General features: G+C 65.2%; 2 protein-coding genes (1 of these 2 running past the window's edge). Both read left to right on the top strand.

Going from position 1 to position 21,587, the window contains the following annotated elements:
* On the top strand, nt 1–9,078 hold the 3' portion of the coding sequence (locus J3P85_RS20295; protein WP_434703205.1) for a non-ribosomal peptide synthase/polyketide synthase. It extends 2,010 nt beyond the left edge of the window; 9,078 of the gene's 11,088 nt are visible here — the last part of the coding sequence; its start codon lies off the left edge, out of view; the stop codon is at nt 9,076–9,078.
* On the top strand, nt 9,078–21,587 hold the full coding sequence (locus J3P85_RS20290) for a non-ribosomal peptide synthase/polyketide synthase (protein WP_434703204.1): 12,510 nt from the start codon (nt 9,078–9,080) through the stop codon (nt 21,585–21,587). Before J3P85_RS20295 ends, J3P85_RS20290 begins: the two co-directional genes overlap by 1 nt.

Genomic DNA, 21,587 nt, shown 5'->3' with positions numbered 1-21,587 from the left:
AACGTGCTGCGCCTGTTCGAGGCCACCGAACCCTGGTTCAACTTCGGCGCGCAGGATGTCTGGAGCCTGTTCCATTCCTACGCGTTCGACTTCTCGGTCTGGGAAATCTTTGGCGCACTGCTCCACGGTGGTGAGTTGCTGATCGTGCCGTATGACGTCAGCCGCTCACCGCAGCAGTTCCATGAACTGCTCTGCGACGCTGGGGTGACGGTGCTCAACCAGACACCGTCGGCGTTCAAGCAACTGATGCACGAAGCCTGCGCCGACTCGCGAAGCAACGCCTTGCGTTACGTGGTGTTCGGCGGCGAGGCGCTGGACGTCAAGTCCCTGCGCCCCTGGTTCGAGCGCTTCGGCGATGCGGCGCCGCAACTGATCAACATGTACGGCATCACCGAAACCACCGTGCACGTGACCTACCGTCCGCTGTCGATAGCGGACCTGGAACAGGACGCCAGCAGCCCGATTGGCGAACCGATTGCCGACCTGTCGTGGTATCTGCTGGACGGCGATTTGAACCCGGTGCCGAAAGGCTGCATCGGTGAGTTGTACGTGGGTCGCGCCGGCCTGGCCCGGGGCTACCTGAATCGTGGCGACCTCACCGCATTGCGGTTCATCCCCGACCCGTTCGGCGAAAGCGGCGCACGGCTGTACCGCACCGGCGACCTGGCGCAGTACCGCAGCGACGGTGTGATCGAGTACATCGGTCGTATTGACCATCAAGTGAAGATCCGCGGTTTCCGCATCGAACTGGGCGAGATCGAAGCGCGCCTGAATGCCTTGGATTCCGTGCGCGAAGCGCTGGTGCTGGCCCAGGAAGGGCCGAGCGGCCAGCAACTGGTGGCTTACGTGATCCCGGCCCACGCCAGCGAAGCTCCAGCCGACCTACGCGAGCAGATCAAGACCCAGCTCAAGGCCGACCTGCCGGACTACATGGTGCCGACGCACCTGTTGTTCCTCGACCAATGGCCACTGACCGCCAACGGCAAGCTCGACCGCAAGGCCTTGCCCGCCGCCGACGCCAGCCAGGTCCAGCAGGCTTACGTGGCGCCGCGAAGTGAACTGGAACAACAGATCGCCGCGATCTGGCAAGACGTGCTCAAGGTCGAGCGGGTCGGCTTGAGCGATAGCTTCTTCGAACTGGGCGGCCACTCGCTGCTGGCGACGCAGATGGTGTCGCGCATTCGCCAGGCCCTCGGCCTGAACCTGCAACTGCGCCAGTTGTTCGAGAACGCCAGCCTTGAGGCTTGTGTGGCGGCGCTGAGGGACGGCGACGTGGCACGGCCCGCGAGCATCCCGCGTCTTTCCCGGGACCAGGCGCCGCTGCCGCTGTCCTACGCCCAGCAACGCCAGTGGTTCCTCTGGCAGATGGAGCCCGACAGCGCGGCGTACCACATTCCGGCGGCGCTGCGGATTCAGGGCGACCTGGACCTGGAGGCTTTGCAGCAGAGTTTCGCCGCCCTGGTGCGGCGCCACGAAAGCCTGCGTACCACCTTCGTCCAGGTCGATGAGCGAGCGTTCCAGGTTATTCACCCACAGATGAACCCGGTGGTAATCCCGCAGATGCTCGACGGCGGCAATGAACAGATCCAGGCCTTCGTCCGCCAGCAGATCGCCCAGCCCTTCGACCTGCAAAACGGCCCGCTGCTGCGGGTCGGCCTGCTGCGGGTGGCGGCCGACGAGCACGTGCTGGTGCTGACCCAGCACCACATCGTCTCCGATGGCTGGTCGATGCAATTGCTGGTGCAGGAACTGATGCAGGGTTATGCCGCGTGCCGCCAGGGTGAGTCCCTGGCATTGGCCGAGCTGCCGATCCAGTACGCCGATTACGCAGTATGGCAACGTCAGTGGATGGACGCTGGTGAGCGGGAACGGCAACTGGCCTACTGGACCGATGTGCTGGGGGGCGAGCAGCCGTTGCTGGCGCTGCCCACCGACCGGCCGCGCCCGACCCGGCAGAGTTTTGCCGGCGCCCGCCTGGCGATCGACTTGCCGCCGGCCTTGGGCCAACAGCTGCGACAGCTGGCCCAGCGCGAAGGCAGCACGCTGTTCATGGTCTTGCTGGCCTCGTTCCAAGCCTTGCTGCACCGCTACAGCGGCCAGTCGGACATTCGTGTCGGCGTGCCCATCGCCAACCGCAACCGGGTGGAAACCGAAGGCCTGATCGGCTTTTTCGTCAACACCCAGGTGCTCAAGGCCGAGGTCGATCCGCAGCAGCGTTTCAGTCAATTGCTGGCGCAGGTCAAACAGGCGGCCATCGGCGCCGAGGCCCATCAGGACCTGCCGTTCGAACAGCTGGTCGAAGCCCTGCGGCCCGAACGCAACCTGAGCCACAGCCCGTTGTTCCAGGTGTTGTACAACCACCAGAGTGTGGCTCGCCAGGCACTGCCGGCGCTGCCCGGTCTGGTGATCAAGGCCCAGGAATGGGAAAGCCAGACTGCCCAGTTCGACCTGACCCTCGACACCCTGGAAGCCGAGGGTGAACTGGGTGCGGCACTGACTTATGCCACTGACTTGTTCGACGCCAGCACCGTGCAGCGCCTGGCCGAACACTGGCTGAACTTGCTGCACGGCATCGTCGCCAATCCCGGCCAACGCATCGGCGAACTGCCGTTGCTGACGGCCGCCGAGCACCAGCAACACATCACCCAATGGAACCCGGCGCCACGCAGCTTCCCGGGCGAGGCCTGCCTGCATCAGCGCATCGCCGAACAGGCGCGCTTGCGTCCCGACGCCATCGCGTTGCGTTGCAACGCCCAAACCCTGACCTACGGTGAACTCAACGCCCAGGCCAACCGCCGCGCCCATCAGTTGATCGCCCACGGCGTCGGCCCGGATGTGCTGGTGGGATTGGCCGCCGAGCGGGGCTTCGACATGCTGGTGGGCTTGCTGGCGATCCTCAAGGCCGGCGGCGCCTACGTGCCGCTGGACCCGACGTATCCCCAGGATCGTCTGGCCTACATGATGCAGGACAGCGGCATTCGCTTGCTGCTGACCCAAGCGGCCCTGGTCGATCAGTTGCCAGTGCCGGAGGGCGTGCAGACGCTGCTGCTGGACGCCGACGTCAGCGCTTTCACCGACAGCGATCCGCAGGTGGCGATGGACGCTGCGAACCTCGCCTACGTGATCTACACCTCCGGTTCCACCGGCAATCCGAAAGGCACCTTGCTGCCGCACCGCAACGTGCTGCGCCTGTTCGAGGCCACCGAACCCTGGTTCAACTTCGGCGCGGAGGATGTCTGGAGCCTGTTCCATTCCTATGCGTTTGACTTCTCGGTCTGGGAAATCTTTGGCGCACTGCTCCACGGTGGTGAGTTGCTGATCGTGCCGTATGACGTCAGCCGCTCACCGCAGCAGTTCCATGAACTGCTCTGCGACGCTGGGGTGACGGTGCTCAACCAGACACCGTCGGCGTTCAAGCAACTGATGCACGAAGCCTGCGCCGACTCGCGAAGCAACGCCTTGCGTTACGTGGTGTTCGGCGGCGAGGCGCTGGACGTCAAGTCCCTGCGCCCCTGGTTCGAGCGCTTCGGCGATGCGGCGCCGCAACTGATCAACATGTACGGCATCACCGAAACCACCGTGCACGTGACCTACCGTCCGCTGTCGATAGCGGACCTGGAACAGGACGCCAGCAGCCCGATTGGCGAACCGATTGCCGACCTGTCGTGGTATCTGCTGGACGGCGATTTGAACCCGGTGCCGAAAGGCTGCATCGGTGAGTTGTACGTGGGTCGCGCCGGCCTGGCCCGGGGCTACCTGAATCGTGGCGACCTCACCGCATTGCGGTTCATCCCCGACCCGTTCGGCGAAAGCGGCGCACGGCTGTACCGCACCGGCGACCTGGCGCAGTACCGCAGCGACGGTGTGATCGAGTACATCGGTCGTATTGACCATCAAGTGAAGATCCGCGGTTTCCGCATCGAACTGGGCGAGATCGAAGCGCGCCTGAACGCCTTGGCTTCGGTGCGCGAAGCGTTGGTGCTGGCCCAGGAAGGGCCGAGCGGCCAGCAACTGGTGGCTTACGTGATCCCGGCCCACGCCACCGAAGCCCCAGCCGACCTACGCGAGCAGATCAAGACTCAACTCAAAGCCGACCTGCCGGACTACATGGTGCCGACGCACCTGCTGTTCCTCGACCAATGGCCTTTGACCGCCAACGGCAAGCTCGACCGCAAGGCCTTGCCCACCGCCGACGCCAGCCAGGTCCAGCAGGATTACGTGGCGCCACGAAGCGAGCTGGAACAACAGATCGCGGCGATCTGGCAAGACGTGCTCAAGGTCGAGCGGGTCGGCTTGAGCGATAACTTCTTCGAGTTGGGCGGCGACTCGATTGTCTCCATCCAAGTGGTCAGCCGCGCCCGCCAGGCGGGCATCCGCTTTACCCCTAAAGACTTGTTCCAGCACCAGACTGTGCAGGCGCTGGCAGGTGTCGCCCAGGTCGGTGGGGAAGCGTCGGCAATCGATCAGGCGCCGGCCGAAGGGTCGACGCCGCTGTTGCCGATTCAACAGGCGTTTTTCGCCGAGGCGATTCCCCAGCGTCACCATTACAACCAGTCGGTGCTGTTGCAACCGGCCAGTGCGCTGCAAGCATCTTTGGTGGAGCAGGCTTTGCAGGCGTTGGTGCTGCACCACGACGCCTTGCGTTTGTCCTTCAGTGAAACCGCCGAAGGTTGGCGCGCCGAGCACCGTGAGGTGGCGGCGCAACAGCAAGCTTGGGCGAACGACGGTTTGCTGTGGCAGTGTGACGTGGCTGATGCCAGCGCGCTGGAAACCCTCGCCAATCAGGCCCAGCGCAGCCTCGACCTGCACGCCGGGCCGCTGTTGCGCGGCGTCCTGGCGACCTTGGCCGATGGCAGCCAGCGCCTGTTGCTGGTGGTCCATCACCTGGCGGTGGACGGTGTGTCGTGGCGAATCCTGTTCGACGACCTGCAAACCGCCTACCAGCAGTTGCTCGCCGGCCAACGGCTGCAACTGCCGGCCAAGACCAGCTCGGTCAAGGTGTTTGCCGAGCAGTTGCAGGCCCACGCCCGCAGCGCGCAATTGCAGCTGCAATTGGCCTACTGGCAAGGGCAACTGCACGACGCCCCGACCGACCTGCCGTGCCTCGACCCCGAGGCGATCGGGCAAAACCATGAGGCCGTCACCGTTCATACACGGCTCGACGCGCACTTGACCCGGCAGTTGCTGCAAGAGGCGCCGGCGGCCTATCGCACCCAGGTCAACGACCTGTTGCTCACGGCCCTGGCCCGGGTGATCTGCCGCTGGACCGGTCACGACAGCCTGTTGCTGCAGCTCGAAGGCCATGGCCGCGAAGAGCTGTTCGCCAATGTCGACCTGACCCGCACGGTGGGGTGGTTCACCAGCCTGTTCCCGGTGCGGTTGTCGCCGGCCGTCGAACTGGCGGACTCGATCAAGTCGATCAAGCAGGGGCTGCGGACGATTCCCGACAAAGGCGTGGGTTTCGGTGCGCTGCGTTACCTGGGCGACGACGCCAGCCGGGCGGCCCTGGAAGCACTGCCGGTGCCGCGCATCACGTTCAACTACCTCGGTCAGTTCGACGGCAGTTTCGATCAGGACCAAGGCGCGCTGTTCAGCCCGGCCAGCGAAAGCGCCGGTGACGAGCAAAGCCCGCTGACCACCCTGGGCAACTGGCTGACGCTCAACGGCCAGGTATTCGATGGCGCGCTGCGGTTGGGCTGGACGTTCAGCCCGCGACAGTTCGAGCCGGCGACCATCCAGCAATTGGCCGATGACTACGCCAGCGAGCTGGCGCTGTTGATCGCCCATTGCTGCGACCCGACGAACCAGGGCATGACGCCGACGGATTTCCCCCTGGCCGGCCTGACCCAGGCGCAACTCGATGGCCTGGCGCTGTCGGCGCGCGGCGTGGAAGACCTTTACCCGCTGGCACCGATGCAGCAGGGCATGTTGTTCCACAGCCTCTACGAGGCGGGCAGCGGCCAGTACATCAACCAGATGCGCCTGGACATCGAAGGCCTCGACCCACGGCGTTTCGAGGCCGCCTGGCAAGCGGCGGTCGATGCCCATGACATTCTGCGCAGCAGTTTTATCTGGCAGGGCAGCGAGCGCCCGGTGCAGGTGGTGCACAAGCAGGTGCGCGTGCCGTTCGCTTCCCTGGACTGGAGCGCCCGCGCCGATGCCAGCCAGGCCCTGGACGCGCTGGCGGATGCCGAACGCGAGGAGGGCTTCGACCTGGCCTGCGCGCCGTTACTGCGCCTGGTGCTGGTGCACACGGGTGAGCAGCGTTATCACCTGATCTACACCCATCACCACATCCTGATGGATGGCTGGAGCAACTCGCAGTTGCTCGGCGAGGTGCTGCAACGCTATGACGGCCAGGCCCTGCCGCGCCCGGCCGGGCGCTATCGGGACTACATCGCCTGGCTGCAAGGCCGCGACGCCCAGGCCAGCGAAACCTTCTGGCTGGCGCAACTGCAACCCCTGGAGGCGCCGACGCGTCTGGCCGAGACCCGTTTTGCGCCGCTGCAATCGGCGCTGGAAAGCAGCCACGCCAGTCACTATCACCACCTGACGCCGGAGCAGACCCAACGCCTGGGCGAGTTCGCCCGCCAGCAGAAAGTCACCCTCAACACCGTCGTCCAGGCGACCTGGCTGTTGCTGCTGCAGCACTACACCGGCCACGCCACCGTGGCCTTCGGCGCCACCGTGTCGGGGCGTCCGAGCGAGCTCAAGGGCGTCGAGCAGCAGATCGGCCTGTTCATCAACACCTTGCCGGTCATCGCCAGCCCGCGTCCGGAGCAAGCGCTGAGCGAGCTGCTGCTACAGGTCCAGGGCCAGAACGTGGCCTTGCGCGAGCACGAACATACGCCGCTGTTCGAGATCCAGCGCTGGGCCGGGCAGGGCGGCGACGGTTTGTTCGACACCTTGCTGGTGTTCGAAAACTACCCCGTGTCCCAGGCCCTGCAAGAGCAGGCGCCCTCGGGCTTGAGCTTCGGCAGCGTGGCCAGCCAGGAACAGACTAATTTCCCGTTGACCCTGGCCGTCAATCTAACTGACATCCTGAGCCTGCACTTCACCTATGCCCATGCTGCTTTCCCTACACACACCGTCGAGCGCCTGGCTGAGCAGGTGGCACACGTGCTCGCGCAGATGGTGAGCCTGCCGGCTGGCGGTTGCGTGGGCGACATCCAACTGCTGGATGCGACGACCCGCGACAGGCTGCTGGGCGACTGGAACGCCACGTCGGTGGCGGAGCCGCCTCGGCGCCTGGTCCATCAATGGATCGAGGCCCAGGCCCAAAGCAGCCCGGACGCGGTCGCCCTGGTCAGCGAGCAGGAAACGCTCACTTACGCCGAGCTCAATGCCCGGGCCAATCGCCTGGCCCATGGCTTGATCGAACGCGGCATTGGCCCCGATGTATTGGTGGGCCTGGCGTTGTCGCGCAGCGTGCAGATGGTCGTCGGCTTGCTGGCGGTGCTCAAGGCCGGTGGCGCCTACGTGCCGCTGGACCCGGCCTATCCCCGGGATCGCCTGGCGTACATGGTCGAGGACAGCGGCATCGCCTTGCTGCTCACCGAAACCGAGGTGCTGCCGCTGTTCGGCGACGCTGCCGTGGCCGCGCTGCTGTTGGATCAACCCGGGCAATGGCTGGCCGGCTACAGCGAGCGCGACCCTGGCGTGGTCATCGACGGCGAAAACCTCGCTTATGTGATCTACACCTCCGGCTCCACCGGCAAGCCCAAGGGCGTGACCTTGCGCCATGCCGCCCTGAGCAACCACATGGCGTGGATGCAAGGTTGCTTGAAACTGACGGCCGCCGACCGCGTCCTGCAAAAAACCGCGATCAGTTTCGATGCCTCGGTCTGGGAGTTCTGGCTGCCGTTGATGAGCGGCGCGCAACTGGTGCTCGCCAACCCGCACCTGAACCTCGACCTGACCACCCTCTGGGCCGACGTGGCGCGGTGGCGCATCAGCGTGCTGCAAATGGCGCCGTCGCTGTTGCAGGCCTTGCTGCCAGTGGCGACCCGCGAACAGCTGGCCTCCCTGCGCCTGTTGCTGTGCGGTGGCGAAGCCCTCAGCGCGCACCTGTCGCGCCAGGTCATGGCGCTGTTCGAGGGTGAACTGCGCAACCTGTATGGCCCGACCGAAGCGACCATCGACACCAGCAGCCATGCCGTGGTGCGCGACAGCGAGGACGACGCCGAGCGAATCATCGCCATTGGTCGTCCCATCGATAACGTGCGCACCTACGTGCTGGATGCGGCATTGCAGCCTTGCGCCGTGGGCGCCGTCGGCGAGTTGCACATCGCCGGTGATTCCCTGGCCCGTGGTTACCACCAGCGACCGGCCCTGAGCGCCGAGCGCTTCATTCCCGATCCCTTCGCCCCCGTTGCGGGCGGTCGCCTGTATCGCACCGGTGACCTGGCGCGTTATGGCGCGGACGGGGTGATCGAGTACCTCGGCCGGATCGACCATCAAGTGAAGATCCGTGGCCTGCGCATCGAGCTGGGGGAAATCGAAGCGCGCCTGCAGGCCGATGCCGAGGTGCGCGATGCGGTGGTGCTGGCGCGGGACGACGTGAGCGGACCGAACCTGGTGGCCTATCTGGTCGGCCAGGACGGCTCCCTGGATTCGGCCAGCCTGGGCGACCGACTCAAGGCGCGCCTGGCGGCCCAGGTGCCGGACTTCATGGTGCCGACCCATTGGGTCTGCCTCGACCGCTTGCCGCTGACCCCTAACGGCAAGCTCGATCGCAAGGCCTTGCCGGCACCGGACACCCGTGCCCTGCAATCGGCTTACCTGGCGCCCCGGAGCGACCTGGAATGCCAGGTCGCGGCGATCTGGCAAGACGTGCTCAAGGTCGAGCAGGTCGGGCTGGGCGACGACTTCTTCGAGCTGGGCGGGCATTCGCTGCTGGTGGTGAGCGTGGTCTCGCGCCTGCAACTGGAACTGGGCCTGACCTTGACCCCGCAACTGATTTTCCAATTCCCGGTACTCGGCGCGTTCGTGGCGCAACTCGAGCCTGCCGGCGAACCCATGAGTACGTCGAAATTGAGCAAGCTTGAAGCGCTGCTCGATGAATTTGAGGAGGTTTGATGGACACCGCTGTCGCACAACGTATTGCCAGGCGCTTCATAACGCTGCCGCTGGAAAAACGTCGCTTGTACTTGCAGAAAATGCTCGAAGAGAACGTTTCCCCGGCGAACCTGCCCATTGCGCCTGTCAGTGCCGAGTTCGACACGTTGTCGCTGTCGTTTGCCCAGGAACGCCAATGGTTCCTCTGGCAGTTGGACCCCGACAGCGCGGCCTATCACATGCCCACGGCCCTGCGCTTGCGCGGGCCGCTGGACATCGCTGCGCTGGAGCAGAGTTTCACGGCGTTGGTGGCGCGTCACGAAAGCCTGCGCACCACCTTCCAGATCCATGGCGAGCAGGTCGTGCAGCACGTGCATGCAGCGGCGCCGGTGCGTTTGCAGGCCGACACCCTGGAACCATTGCCGGACGAGACGCAGCTGCGCCGGTTGATCGAAGCAGAAACCCGCCAGCTCTTCGACCTGCAACAGGGGCCGCTGCTGCGTACGCGCCTGCTGCGGTTGGCGGCGGATGACCATGTGCTGATCGTGACCTTGCACCACATCGTTGCCGATGGCTGGTCGATGCAGGTGATAGTCGAGGAATTGGTCAACGGCTACGCCGCCTTCAGCCAGGGCCGCGCGCTGGAACTACCGGCGCTGCCGATCCAGTACGCCGACTATGCCATCTGGCAACGGCACTGGATGGAAGCGGGCGAGCGCGAACGCCAGTTGGAATACTGGACCGCACGCTTGGGGGGCCAGCAACCGGTGCTGGAGCTGCCGACCGACTTCCCCCGTCCGGCGGTGATGAGCTATCGCGGCGCGCGGCTGGAGCTCGCCATCGACGCGGTACTGGCCGGCGATCTCAAGCACATGGCCCAGCGTGAGGGCGTCAGCCTGTTCATGATTTTGCTGGCCTCGTTCCAGGCGCTGCTGCATCGCTACAGCGGCCAGAACGACATCCGCGTCGGCGTGCCGACGGCCAACCGCAACCGGGTCGAGACCGAGCGCCTGATCGGCTTTTTCGTCAATACCCAGGTGCTCGACAGCGATGTGCAGAGCGAGGATGCGTTTGGCGCCTTGCTGCAACAAGTGAAACAGACAGCCCTGGGCGCCCAGGCTCACCAGGAGCTGCCGTTCGAACAATTGGTCGAAGCGTTGCAGCCTGAGCGCAACCTGAGCCACAGCCCGCTGTTCCAAGTGATGTTCAACCACCGGACCCAAGGCCCGGCGGGCGAGGGGCCGGTCGGTGCGTTGCAAGTCGAGGGGCTGAGCTGGGACTCGCACACGGCACAATTCGACCTGACCCTGGAAACCGTCGAGCATGGCGAAGGCCTTTCGGCTGCACTGATTTATGCCACCGACCTGTTTGGTGCCGAGACGATTGCGCGCATGGCCGGGCATTGGCAGAACCTGTTGCGCGCCATCGTGGCCGACCCGGCACAGCGCATCGGTGAATTGCCGTTGCTCGACGCGGCCGAGCGCCAGGCCTTGCTCGACGACGGCCAGCGCACCGCGGTGCCGGCGCCCGAGGCGAGTTTTGTCCACCGACTATTCGAGCGACAAGCGGCGCGCACCCCGGACGCCCCGGCGCTGGTGATCGACGGCGAGCGCTGGAGCTACGGCCAACTCAATGCCCGGGCCAATCAACTGGCGGGGAAACTGCAGAGCCTCGGCGTGACATCCGATGTCCTGGTGGGCATTGCCGTGGAGCGCAGCGCGCACATGGTGGTGGGCCTGCTGGCGATCCTCAAGGCCGGCGGCGCCTACTTGCCGCTGGACCCGGCGTTCCCCCAGGACCGCCTGGCGTACATGATCGAAGACAGCGGCATCGAGCTGCTGCTGACCCAACGCTCGTTGCTCGACCAGCTACCGCTGTCCTGTGGGAGCGAGCTTGCTCGCGATGGCGGTGGTTCAGTGAATGACGATGTTGGGTGTGCCGACGCTATCGCGAGCAAGCTCGCTCCCACAGGGGGCGGGGTTGGCGTTAAGACATTGGTATTGGACCAGGAAGGCGACTGGCTCGACGGCTATAGCAGCGAGGCGCCGGCGACGCGCCTGGATGCAGAACACCTGGCTTACGCGATCTACACCTCCGGCTCCACCGGCAAGCCCAAGGGCGTCATGGTGCGCCACGGCGCGCTGACCAACTTCGTCGCGAGCATGGCCAAGGCACCGGGCATGACGGCCCAGGATCGGGCGTTGTCGCTGACCACGTTCTCGTTCGATATATTCGGCCTGGAAATCTACGTGCCGCTGATGGTCGGCGCATGCATCGTGCTGACCGGCCAACACGTCGCCCAGGACCCATACGCGGTATTGGCATTGATCGCGGCCGAGCAGGTCAATGTGCTGCAAGCCACGCCGTCGACCTGGCGCATGTTGCTGGACAATGAAAACGCCCAGGGTCTGCGCGGCTGCAAATGCCTGTGCGGGGGCGAGGCGCTGCCCCGGGAACTGGCCGTGCGCATGCTCGCTCTCGGCGGTGAAGTGTGGAACCTCTATGGCCCGACGGAAACCACCATCTGGTCGGCCTTGCACCCGTTGCAAACCCAGGCCGCGCAACCGTGGCTCGGCGGGCCCATCGACAACACCACGCTGTACATCGTCGGTGCCGACCTGATGCCGGTGCCTTATGGCGTGGCCGGGGAATTGCTGATCGGCGGCCAGGGCCTGGCCCGTGGTTATTTCCAGCGCCCGGCGCTGACCGCCGAACGCTTCGTGCCCCATCCGTTTGTCGCCGGCGAGCGCCTGTATCGCACCGGTGACCTGGCGCGCCAGCGTGCCGACGGGATCCTCGAATACCTCGGGCGCATCGACCATCAAGTGAAGATCCGCGGCTTTCGCATCGAGCTGGGAGAGATCGAGGCGCGCCTGCTGGAACAGGACAGCGTGCGCGAAGCGGCGGTGCTGGCCCAGGACGCGCCGGGCGGCCAGGCGTTGGTGGCGTACATCGTGCCGAGCACAGAACTGAGCGACCTGGACGCCACCGCCCAGAGCGGCCTGCGCGACAGCCTCACCACACGGCTCAAGATCAACCTGCCCGACTACATGGTGCCGTCCCACGTGGTGCTGTTGCCGCGCTTCCCGCTGACGCCCAACGGCAAGCTGGACCGCAAGCAATTGCCCAAGCCCGATGCCAGCCAATGGCAGAAAACCTATGTCGCGCCGCAGACGCCCACGCAGCAGGCAGTGGCGGCGATCTGGGCCGATATCCTCAAGGTCCAGCGGGTCGGCCTGGACGACAGTTTCTTTGAACTGGGTGGCCACTCCTTGCTGGCGACCCAGGTGATGTCACGGATTCGCCAGCAACTGAATATTCAGGTGCCGTTGCGCCTGTTGTTCGCCCATCACAGCCTGCGGGCGTTTGTCGAGGCCATGGGCACGGCATCGGCGCACGATGAAGCGAGCATCCCACGCATTGCTCGCGACCAGCCGCTGGCGCTCTCTTTTGCCCAGCAACGGCAGTGGTTCCTCTGGCAACTGGAACCCACCAGCAGCGCCTATCACATTCCCACAGCGCTGCGTTTGCGCGGTGCCCTCGACCGTGCCGCGCTGCAACAGAGCTTCGATGCGCTGGTGGCGCGTCATGAGAGCCTGCGGACCCGTTTCGTGCTCGACAACGAGCGCCCCCTGCAAGTGATCGACGAACCGGCGCCGCTGGCCCTGGCGGTCGAATCAATCGACGCCACTGTCGATGACCAGGCCTTGCGTGGCTTGATCGAAGCCGAAACCCGGCAGTTGTTCGATTTGCAGCGCGGCCCGTTGCTGCGGGTCAAGTGGCTGCAACTGGGCGCTGATGATCATGTGCTGATCCTGACCCAGCACCACATCGTCTCCGATGCCTGGTCGATGCAGATCATGGTCGACGACCTGCTGCAGTTGTACGCAGGTTTCAGCCAGGGCCAGGCCGTGGAACTGGCGCCGCTGCCGATCCAGTACGCCGACTACGCGCTCTGGCAGCGGCAATGGCTGGCGGCGGGGGAGCAGCAGCGTCAACTCGATTACTGGATCGAGCAGTTGGGTGGCGAGCAACCGATTCTCGAACTGCCGACCGACCATCCGCGCCCGGCCCAGCAAAGTCATCGCGGCGCACGGCTGCCCATCGTCATCGAACCGGCGTTGGCCGAAGGCCTCAAGCGCCTGGCCCAGCAGCACAACAGCACGCTGTTCATGCTCTTGCTCGCGGGCTTGCAGACCTTGTTGCACCGCTACAGCGGCCAGGACGACATCCGCGTCGGCGTGCCGATTGCCAACCGTAACCGGGTGGAAACCGAGCGCCTGCTGGGCTTCTTCGTCAACACCCAGGTGCTCAAGGCCGACATCGACGGCAACCTGCGATTCGACCAGTTGCTCGATCAGGTCAAGCAACGCGCATTGGGTGCCCAGGCCCACCAGGACCTGCCATTTGAACAACTGGTGGAGCGGCTGGAGCCAGCGCGCAACCTGAGCCACACGCCGCTGTTCCAGGTGATGTTCAACCATGCCAGCGATGCCCGCCGGGACCTGTCGGCGTTGCCGGGCCTGAAGCTGGAGCAACTGACCTGGGATGCAGGCACCGCCCAGTTCGACCTGACTCTGGACACTTTTGAATATGCCGATGGCCTCAGCGCCGCGCTGACTTATGCCAGCGACCTGTTCGAGCCGAGCACCATCGCCCGCCTCGGCGAGCACTGGCTGAACCTGTTGCGCGCCATCGTCGCCAACCCGACCCAGCGCATCGCCGAACTGCCGATGCTGGACGGGGCGCAGCGGCGCCTGATTGTCGAGGACTGGAACCGCACCTTCGCCGATTACCCGAACCATCTCCCGGTGCATCAGTTGATCGAAGCCCAGGTCGAGCGTGACCCCCACGCCGAGGCGCTGGTGTTCGAAGGGCAGTCGCTGAGCTATGCCCAGCTCAACGCCCGCGCCAACCAGTTGGCCCACGCCTTGATCGCCCGCGGCGTCGGCCCGGATGTGCTGGTGGGCATCTCGGTGCAGCGCAGCGTGGAAATGGTCGTTGGCCTGCTGGCGATCCTCAAGGCCGGCGGCGCCTACGTGCCGCTGGACCCGGACTACCCGCCGGAGCGCCTGGCCTACATGATCGAGGACAGTGGCATCGAGTTGCTGCTGACCCAAGGCTCATTGCTCAACCCGCTACCCCTGTCCTGTGGGAGCGAGCTTGCTCGCGATAGCGGTGGTTCAGTTGAAGGTGAGGGCCTCATCGCGAGCAAGCTCGCTCCCACAGGGAGGGGTGGCGTCAAGACGCTGGTGCTGGATGGGGATGACGACTGGCTGCGAGACAACGCCACCGACAACCCACCACGCCGGGCCGTCGCCGAGAACCTCGCCTACGTGATCTACACCTCCGGCTCCACCGGCAAGCCCAAGGGCGCCGGCAACAGCCATGGCGCGCTGACCAACCGCTTGTGCTGGATGCAACAGGCCTATGGCCTGGGGGCCGGTGACAGCGTCCTGCAGAAGACGCCGTTCAGTTTCGACGTGTCGGTCTGGGAGTTCTTCTGGCCGTTGATGACCGGCGTGCGCCTGGTTGTCGCGGCACCGGGCGATCATCGCGATCCGCAAAAACTGGTCAGCCTGATCGAACGGGAAACCATTACCACCCTGCATTTCGTGCCGTCGATGCTGCAAGCGTTTGTGCTCGACGCCAACGTCAGCCGTTGCACCAGCCTGGCTCGCATCGTCTGCAGCGGCGAAGCCCTGCCGGTGGATGCCCAGCAGCAGGTGTTCGCCAAGTTGCCCAATGCCCGGCTGTATAACCTCTACGGTCCGACCGAAGCGGCCATCGACGTGACCCATTGGACCTGCCGCGACGAAGGGCGCGATGCGGTGCCGATTGGCGAGCCGATTGCCAACCTGATGACCTACATCCTCGACGATGAACTGAACCCGGTGCCGAGCGGCGTCAACGGCGAGCTGTACCTCAGCGGCCAGGGCCTGGCCCGCGGTTATCATCGCCGTCCCGAACTGACCGCCGAGCGTTTCGTCGCCAGCCCGTTCGTGGCCGGCGAACGGCTGTACCGCACCGGCGACCTGGCGCGTTATCGCCCGGACGGGGTGATCGACTACATCGGTCGGATCGACCATCAGGTGAAAGTCCGCGGGTTCCGTATCGAGTTGGGGGAAATCGAAGCACGTTTGCTCGAACACGGGGCGGTGCGCGAAGCGGTGGTGGTGGCCCAGGACAGCCGCAGCGGCAAGGTGCTGAGTGGCTACGTGGTCGCCCAGGCCGAGGCAACCGGCGCTTGGTCGCAATTGCGTGAAGCGCTCCTGGGCCATTTGCGCCTGAGCCTGCCGGAACACATGGTGCCGACGCACCTGACCCGCCTGGAACACATGCCACTGAGCCCGAACGGCAAGCTCGACCGCAAGGCGCTACCGGCGCCGGACCTGGCCGAGCGCCAAGAGGCGTTCACCGCACCGGTCAACGCCATCGAGCGGGCGCTGGTGGAGATTTGGCAAGGGGTGCTCGGCGCCGAGCGGGTGGGCACCGCCGACAACTTCTTCGCCCTGGGCGGCGACTCGATCAACTCGATCCAGGTGGTCAGCCGGGCGCGTGCCCAAGGCATTGGCCTGACCCCCAAGGACCTGTTCCTGCACCAGAACATCCAGGCCCTGGCGCGGGTCGCCACCGCCACCGACGAAGGGCTGATCGACCAGGGGCCGGTCACCGGCGACAGCCTGTTGGTGCCGATGCAGCACTGGTTCTTCGCCAGTGACATCCCGCATCGAGACCACTGGAACCAATCGGTCCTGCTGACCCCGCGCGAACCGCTGGACATCGCGCACCTGCAACAGGCCCTCGCTCACGTGGTGGCCCATCACGATGCCTTGCGCCTGCGGTTCACCCAAGCCGACGATGGCCGTTGGCGCGCCAGCCACCAGGCCATGGATGAGCAGCCCCTGGAGATCTGGCAGCGCACTGCGCAGGATGCCACCGAGATCGTCGCCATCGCCGACCAGGCGCAACGTAGCCTCGACCTGCAACACGGCCCGTTGCTGCGTTGCAGCCTGATCGCGGTGCAGGACGGCAGTGCGCGCCTGCACCTGGCGATTCATCACCTGGTCATGGACGGCGTGTCGTGGCGGGTGCTGCTGGAAGACCTGCAAAACGTCTATCGCCAATTGCGGACGAACCAGGCGCCGACCTTGCCGGGCAAGTCCACGGCGTTCAAGGCCTGGGCCGCCCGGTTGCAGGACTACGCCCACAGCGAAACCCTGAACAAGGAACTGGATTACTGGGTCGGGCAACTGGACCAGCCCTTGCCGCCATTGCCACGGGCCCGTCCCGAGGGCAGCCAGGCTGCGGTCCATGGCCGTTCGGTGAGCACGCGCCTGGATGCCAACCAGACCCAGCGTTTGCTCAAGCAAGCGCCGACGGCCTATCGCACCCAGGTCAACGATTTGCTGCTCAGCGCATTGGCGCAAGTGGTCTGCCAATGGACCGGGCAACCGGCCTGCCTGGTGCAACTCGAAGGCCATGGCCGCGAAGAGCTGTTCGAGGGCGTTGACCTGAGTCGCACCGTCGGTTGGTTCACCAGCCTGTTCCCGGTGTTGCTGACGCCGGCGAGCGACCCGGCCGAGTCGATCAAGCGGATCAAGGAACAACTGCGCGCAGTGCCGAACAAGGGCTTGGGCTACGGCGTCCTGCGTTACCTGGGCGCCGAAGCGGTCCAGCAACGGCTGGCAAAACTGCCGCCAGCGCGCATCACCTTCAACTACCTGGGGCAGTTCGACCAGAGCTTCGATGAACAGGCGCTGTTCGTGCCGAGTGAGGAGCGCAGTGGCGCAGGGCACGGCGACGATGTGGCGCTGGGCAACTGGCTGACCATCGACGGGCGGATTTTCAACGGCCAGTTGTCCCTCGATTGGACCTTCAGTGGCGATGTCTTCGACGAGGCCACGCTCCAGCAGTTGGCCGATGCCTACGCGGTGGCGTTGCAGCAACTGATCGACCATTGCTGCACCGACGGGCACCTGGGCCTGACACCTTCCGACTTCCCGCTGGCGCGCCTGAGCCAGGCGCAACTCAACGGCCTGCCGGTGCCGGTGGCGCAGGTGGAGGACATCTATCCACTGTCGCCGATGCAGGACGGCATGTTGTTCCACACCCTGGCCGACGACAGCTCCGGCTTGTACATCAACCAGATCAGCCTGCCGGTGCATGGCCTGGACACGGAGCGTTTCGCCCGGGCCTGGACCTCGGTAATCGAGCGCGAGGACATCCTGCGCACCAGTTTCCACTGGCAGGATGGCTTGAGCGCGCCGGTGCAAATCGTCCATCGCCACGTTGAATTGCCGCTGCAGGTCGAAGACTGGCGTGGACAGGACATCAGCGAGCAGGCGATCAGCGCCCGGGCGACCGCCGACTACCTGGCCGGTTTCGACTTGAGCCGCGCGCCCCTGCAACGGGTGCTGTTGCTGCGCCTGGAAGATGATCGCTACCAGATGATCTGGACCTGCCACCACATCCTCATGGATGGGTGGAGCAGTTCGCGGTTGTTCGGTGAAGTGCTGCAATTCTACGCCCACGGGCAGGTGCCCAACCGCAATGGTCGCTATCGCGAGTTCATCGAATGGCTGCAACGCCAGGACCAGGGTGCGCTGGAACGCTTCTGGCGCAGCCGCCTCGATACCCTGGAGCAGGCGACCTCCCTCAACCAGGCGATGTTCCCGCGTCACGCCGAGGCACTGCCGGGGCACGAGGCGTTGTATTCGCGCTGGGACGTGACGCAAACCGCTCGCCTGCAACAGGCCTGCCGCGCCTTGCAGATCACCCCCAATACCTTGATCCAAGGGGCGTGGCTGTTGTTGCTGCAACGCTTTACCGGGCAGGACACCGTGGTCTTCGGCGCCACCGTCGCCGGGCGTCCGGCGGGGCTGGTCAACGCCGATAACATTCTCGGCCTGTTCATCAACACCTTGCCGGTGATCCAGACCCTGGATCCCGAGCAGCCACTGGATCAATGGCTGCAACAGTTGCAGGCCTACAACCTGGACCTGCGTGAGCATTCCCATGCGCCACTGGCGGACATCCAGCGCTGGTCGGGCCTCGGCGGGCAGGGCTTGTTCGACAGCATCATCGTGTTCGAGAACTACCCCATCGACGAACGCCTGGGCGAGCAGCAGGACACCGGCCTGAGCTTCGGCGAGTCGCGTAACCATGACGTGACCAACTTCCCGATGGACCTGGCGGTCAACCTGGGCGAAACGCTGTCCATCGAGTATCTGTTCCTGCGCAACGCCTTCAGTGTCGAAGCGGTGGAACGCATCCGCCGGACGATGGAAGACACCCTGGAAGCGATGATCCATGCACCCCACGCGTGCCTGGGCAATTTGCAGCGCTTGTCGGTGGAACAATGGCAGGCCTTCGAACAATGGAGCGCGGCGCCGAACGGCTGCTATCAGCCGCAGCAGTTGCCGGAGCTGATTGGCCGGCATGCCCGGTCGCGTCCGCTGGCCACGGCGCTGGTGTGTGGCGACGATTCGTTGAGTTACGGCGAACTGGAGCGCCGGGCCAACCGCCTGGCCCACCGCTTGATCGAACTCGGCGCCGGCCCGGAAGTGGTGGTCGGCGTGGCTTTGGAGCGCTCGGTGGACATGGTCGTGGCGCTGCTGGCGGTGATGAAAAGCGGCTCGGCGTATGTGCCGCTGGACATCGATTATCCACCCGAGCGCCTGGCGTTCATGATCGACGATTCGGCCATGGCGCTGTTGCTGACCCACAGCCGGGTACAGGGGCGCTTGCCGGATCTCGACGGTTTGCCGCGCCTGGCCATCGACGGTTTCGACAGCCATGGCTACAGCGACTTGCCGCCGCGCAGCGGTTTGCTCGACGGCAACCTGGCCTACCTGATCTACACCTCGGGTTCCACCGGTCGACCCAAGGGTGTCGCCGTGGCGCACGGGCCGATGAGCATGCACTGCCAGGCCATCGCCGGGCTGTATGACATGGACGAGGACACTCGTGAGCTGCACTTCATGTCGTTCGCCTTCGACGGTGCCCATGAACGCTGGTTGAGCACGTTGTTCAGCGGCGGCACCCTGGTGATTCGCGACGGCGCACTGTGGACACCGGAGCAGACCTTCGACGCCTTGCACCGCCATGGCATTACCATCGCCTGCTTCCCGCCGGCCTACCTCAAGCAACTGGCCGAATACGTCGCCCACAGCCAACTGGCGCCACCGCCGGTGCGGGTGTACTGCTTCGGCGGCGATGCGGTGCCGGACCAGACCTTCGAGCAAGTGAAGGCGGCGCTGCGCCCGCAATTCTTCACCAACGGCTACGGCCCGACGGAAACCGTGGTCACACCTATGCTGTGGAAGGTGCCGGCCAGCCAACGTTGCGAGGCCGCCTACGCGCCGATCGGGCGTGCGGTGGGCGAGCGCGCCTTGTATGTGCTCGACGACCACCTCAACCCGTTGCCGCCGGGCATTGCCGGCGAGTTGTACATCGGTGGCGCGGGCATCGCCCGTGGTTATCACCGTCGCCCGGACCTGAGTGCCGAGCGCTTCGTGCCGGACCCGTTCGGCCAGCCGGGCGATCGCCTGTATCGCAGCGGCGACCTGGTGCGCCAGCGCGCCGACGGCGTGCTCGATTACGTCGGGCGTATCGACCACCAGATCAAGGTGCGGGGCTTCCGCATCGAACTGGGGGAAGTCGAGGCCAGCCTGCGGCAACTGGACGACGTCAGCGATGCGTTGGTGATCGCCCGGGACAGCGCCTCGGGCAAGCAACTGATCGGCTACGTGGTTACCCCCGATGGCGTGGCCATCGGCGATCGGCTCAAGGTCGAGCTGCGGGCGCAATTGCCGGACTACATGGTGCCGGCCCAGGTGATCTGCCTGGAGGCGTTGCCGGTCACGCCGAACGGCAAGCTCGATCGCCAGGCCCTGCCGGAGCCGGAGTTCAAGGGCAGCGAGTATGTGCCGGGGCGCAACCGCGATGAGCAACTGTTGGCCGAGGTCTGGGCTGAGGTGTTGCAAGTCGAGCGGGTGGGTATCACCGACAATTTCTTCGAGTTGGGCGGTGACTCGATCCTCAGCCTGCAAGTGGTTTCGCGGGTGCGCAATCATGGCGAGCTGAAGATGGAGCTCAAGCTGCGGGACCTGATGCGCGGCCAGACCATCGAGGCGATTTTCGACCAGCGTTCGAACACGCTCGCCGTGACGGCCGAGGATGTGACCCAGGTGGCCGCCCAAGGGCAGTTCAACCTGATTCCGATCCAGCAGTGGTGGTTCGACCAGCGCATGAGCGAACCCCATCACTACAACCAGGCACTGATGCTGCGGGCCCGCCAAGGGTTGAACCTGACGGCGTTGGAATTGGCGTTGCGCGGCATGATGCAGCAGCACGACGCCTTGCGCCTGCGCTTCAGCGAAGCCGGCGGACGTCACCTGCAGCATTACCTGGCGCTGGAAGACATGCAGGCGCAGTGGGCCAGCGAACCCTTGCTGTGGCAGCACAGCGTGGCCGATGAGGCTGAGCTGGAGTTGTACGCCGAACAGGTGCAACGCAGCCTCGATCTGCACAACGGCCCGGTGTGGCGCACGGCGCACGTGACCTTGGGCAACGGTGAAACCCGCGTGTTGATGGTCATTCATCACCTGGTCATCGACACGGTGTCGTGGCGTTTGCTGCTGCAGGATTTGCAGACCGCTTATACGGCCTACAGTGAGGGCCAGGCGCCGAACCTGCCGATTCGCACCAGCAGCTACCGGGCCTGGGCCGAGGGCCTGCAAGCCTATGCGCTGGATTATCCGGCGCAGGAAAAAGCCTGGTGGCTGGAACAGATCGACCAGCCGGGCAGCGAGTTGCCGTGTGACAACCTGCGGGGCAAGAACCAGGTGCAGTACCAGTCGGTGGCGCATTTGAGCTTGTCGGAGCAGCACACCCAGCAGTTGCTCAAACAAGTGCCGGCGGTCTACCAGACGCAGATCAACGACGTGTTGCTGGCGGCGCTGAGTCGGGTGTTGTGCCGTTGGAGCCAGCAGCCTTCGGTGCTGATCCAGTTGGAGGGGCATGGTCGCGAGGACTTGGTCAAGGACATCGACCTGAGCCGCAGCCTGGGCTGGTTCACCAGCATGTTCCCGGTGCGACTGGCCCCGAACCCTGAAGCCGATATCGGCACGTCGGTGCGGGCGGTGCAACGGCAGTTGTCCGCGGTGCCGAACAAGGGCTTGGGCTACGGCGTGTTGCGCTACATGAGCGGCGAGCCGATGGCCGCCACCTTGGGGCGTGCGCCCCAGGCCCGGTTGACGTTCAACTACCTGGGGCAGTTCGACCAGAGCTTCGACGACAAGGCATTGCTGGTGCCGGCGGCGGAAAGCTACGGCAGTTGCTACAGCCCCCATGCCGCGCTCGGTAACTGGCTGGAAGTGGTGGGTCAGGTGTACGACGGGCGCCTGGCGCTGCGTTGCATCTTCAGCACCCGCCGCTACCGTGCCGAGACTGTCGAGGGTTTGATGCGTGCGTACCAGGAGGAACTGGAAGCGTTGATCGAGCACTGCGTGGCGCAGGCGGCTTAA

It is taken from the genome of Pseudomonas sp. Z1-12, assembly GCF_051132015.1.
GTDB lineage: Bacteria > Pseudomonadota > Gammaproteobacteria > Pseudomonadales > Pseudomonadaceae > Aquipseudomonas > Aquipseudomonas zanjanensis.
The sequence above is the reverse complement of the archived record's forward strand: the minus strand, read 5'-3'. Positions and strand labels throughout refer to the sequence as shown.

Excerpts from the sequence above, each read along its gene's own strand:
- J3P85_RS20290 (WP_434703204.1), top strand. The coding sequence starts at position 9,078 with ATGGACACCGCTGTCGCACAACGTATTGCCAGGCGCTTCATAACGCTG.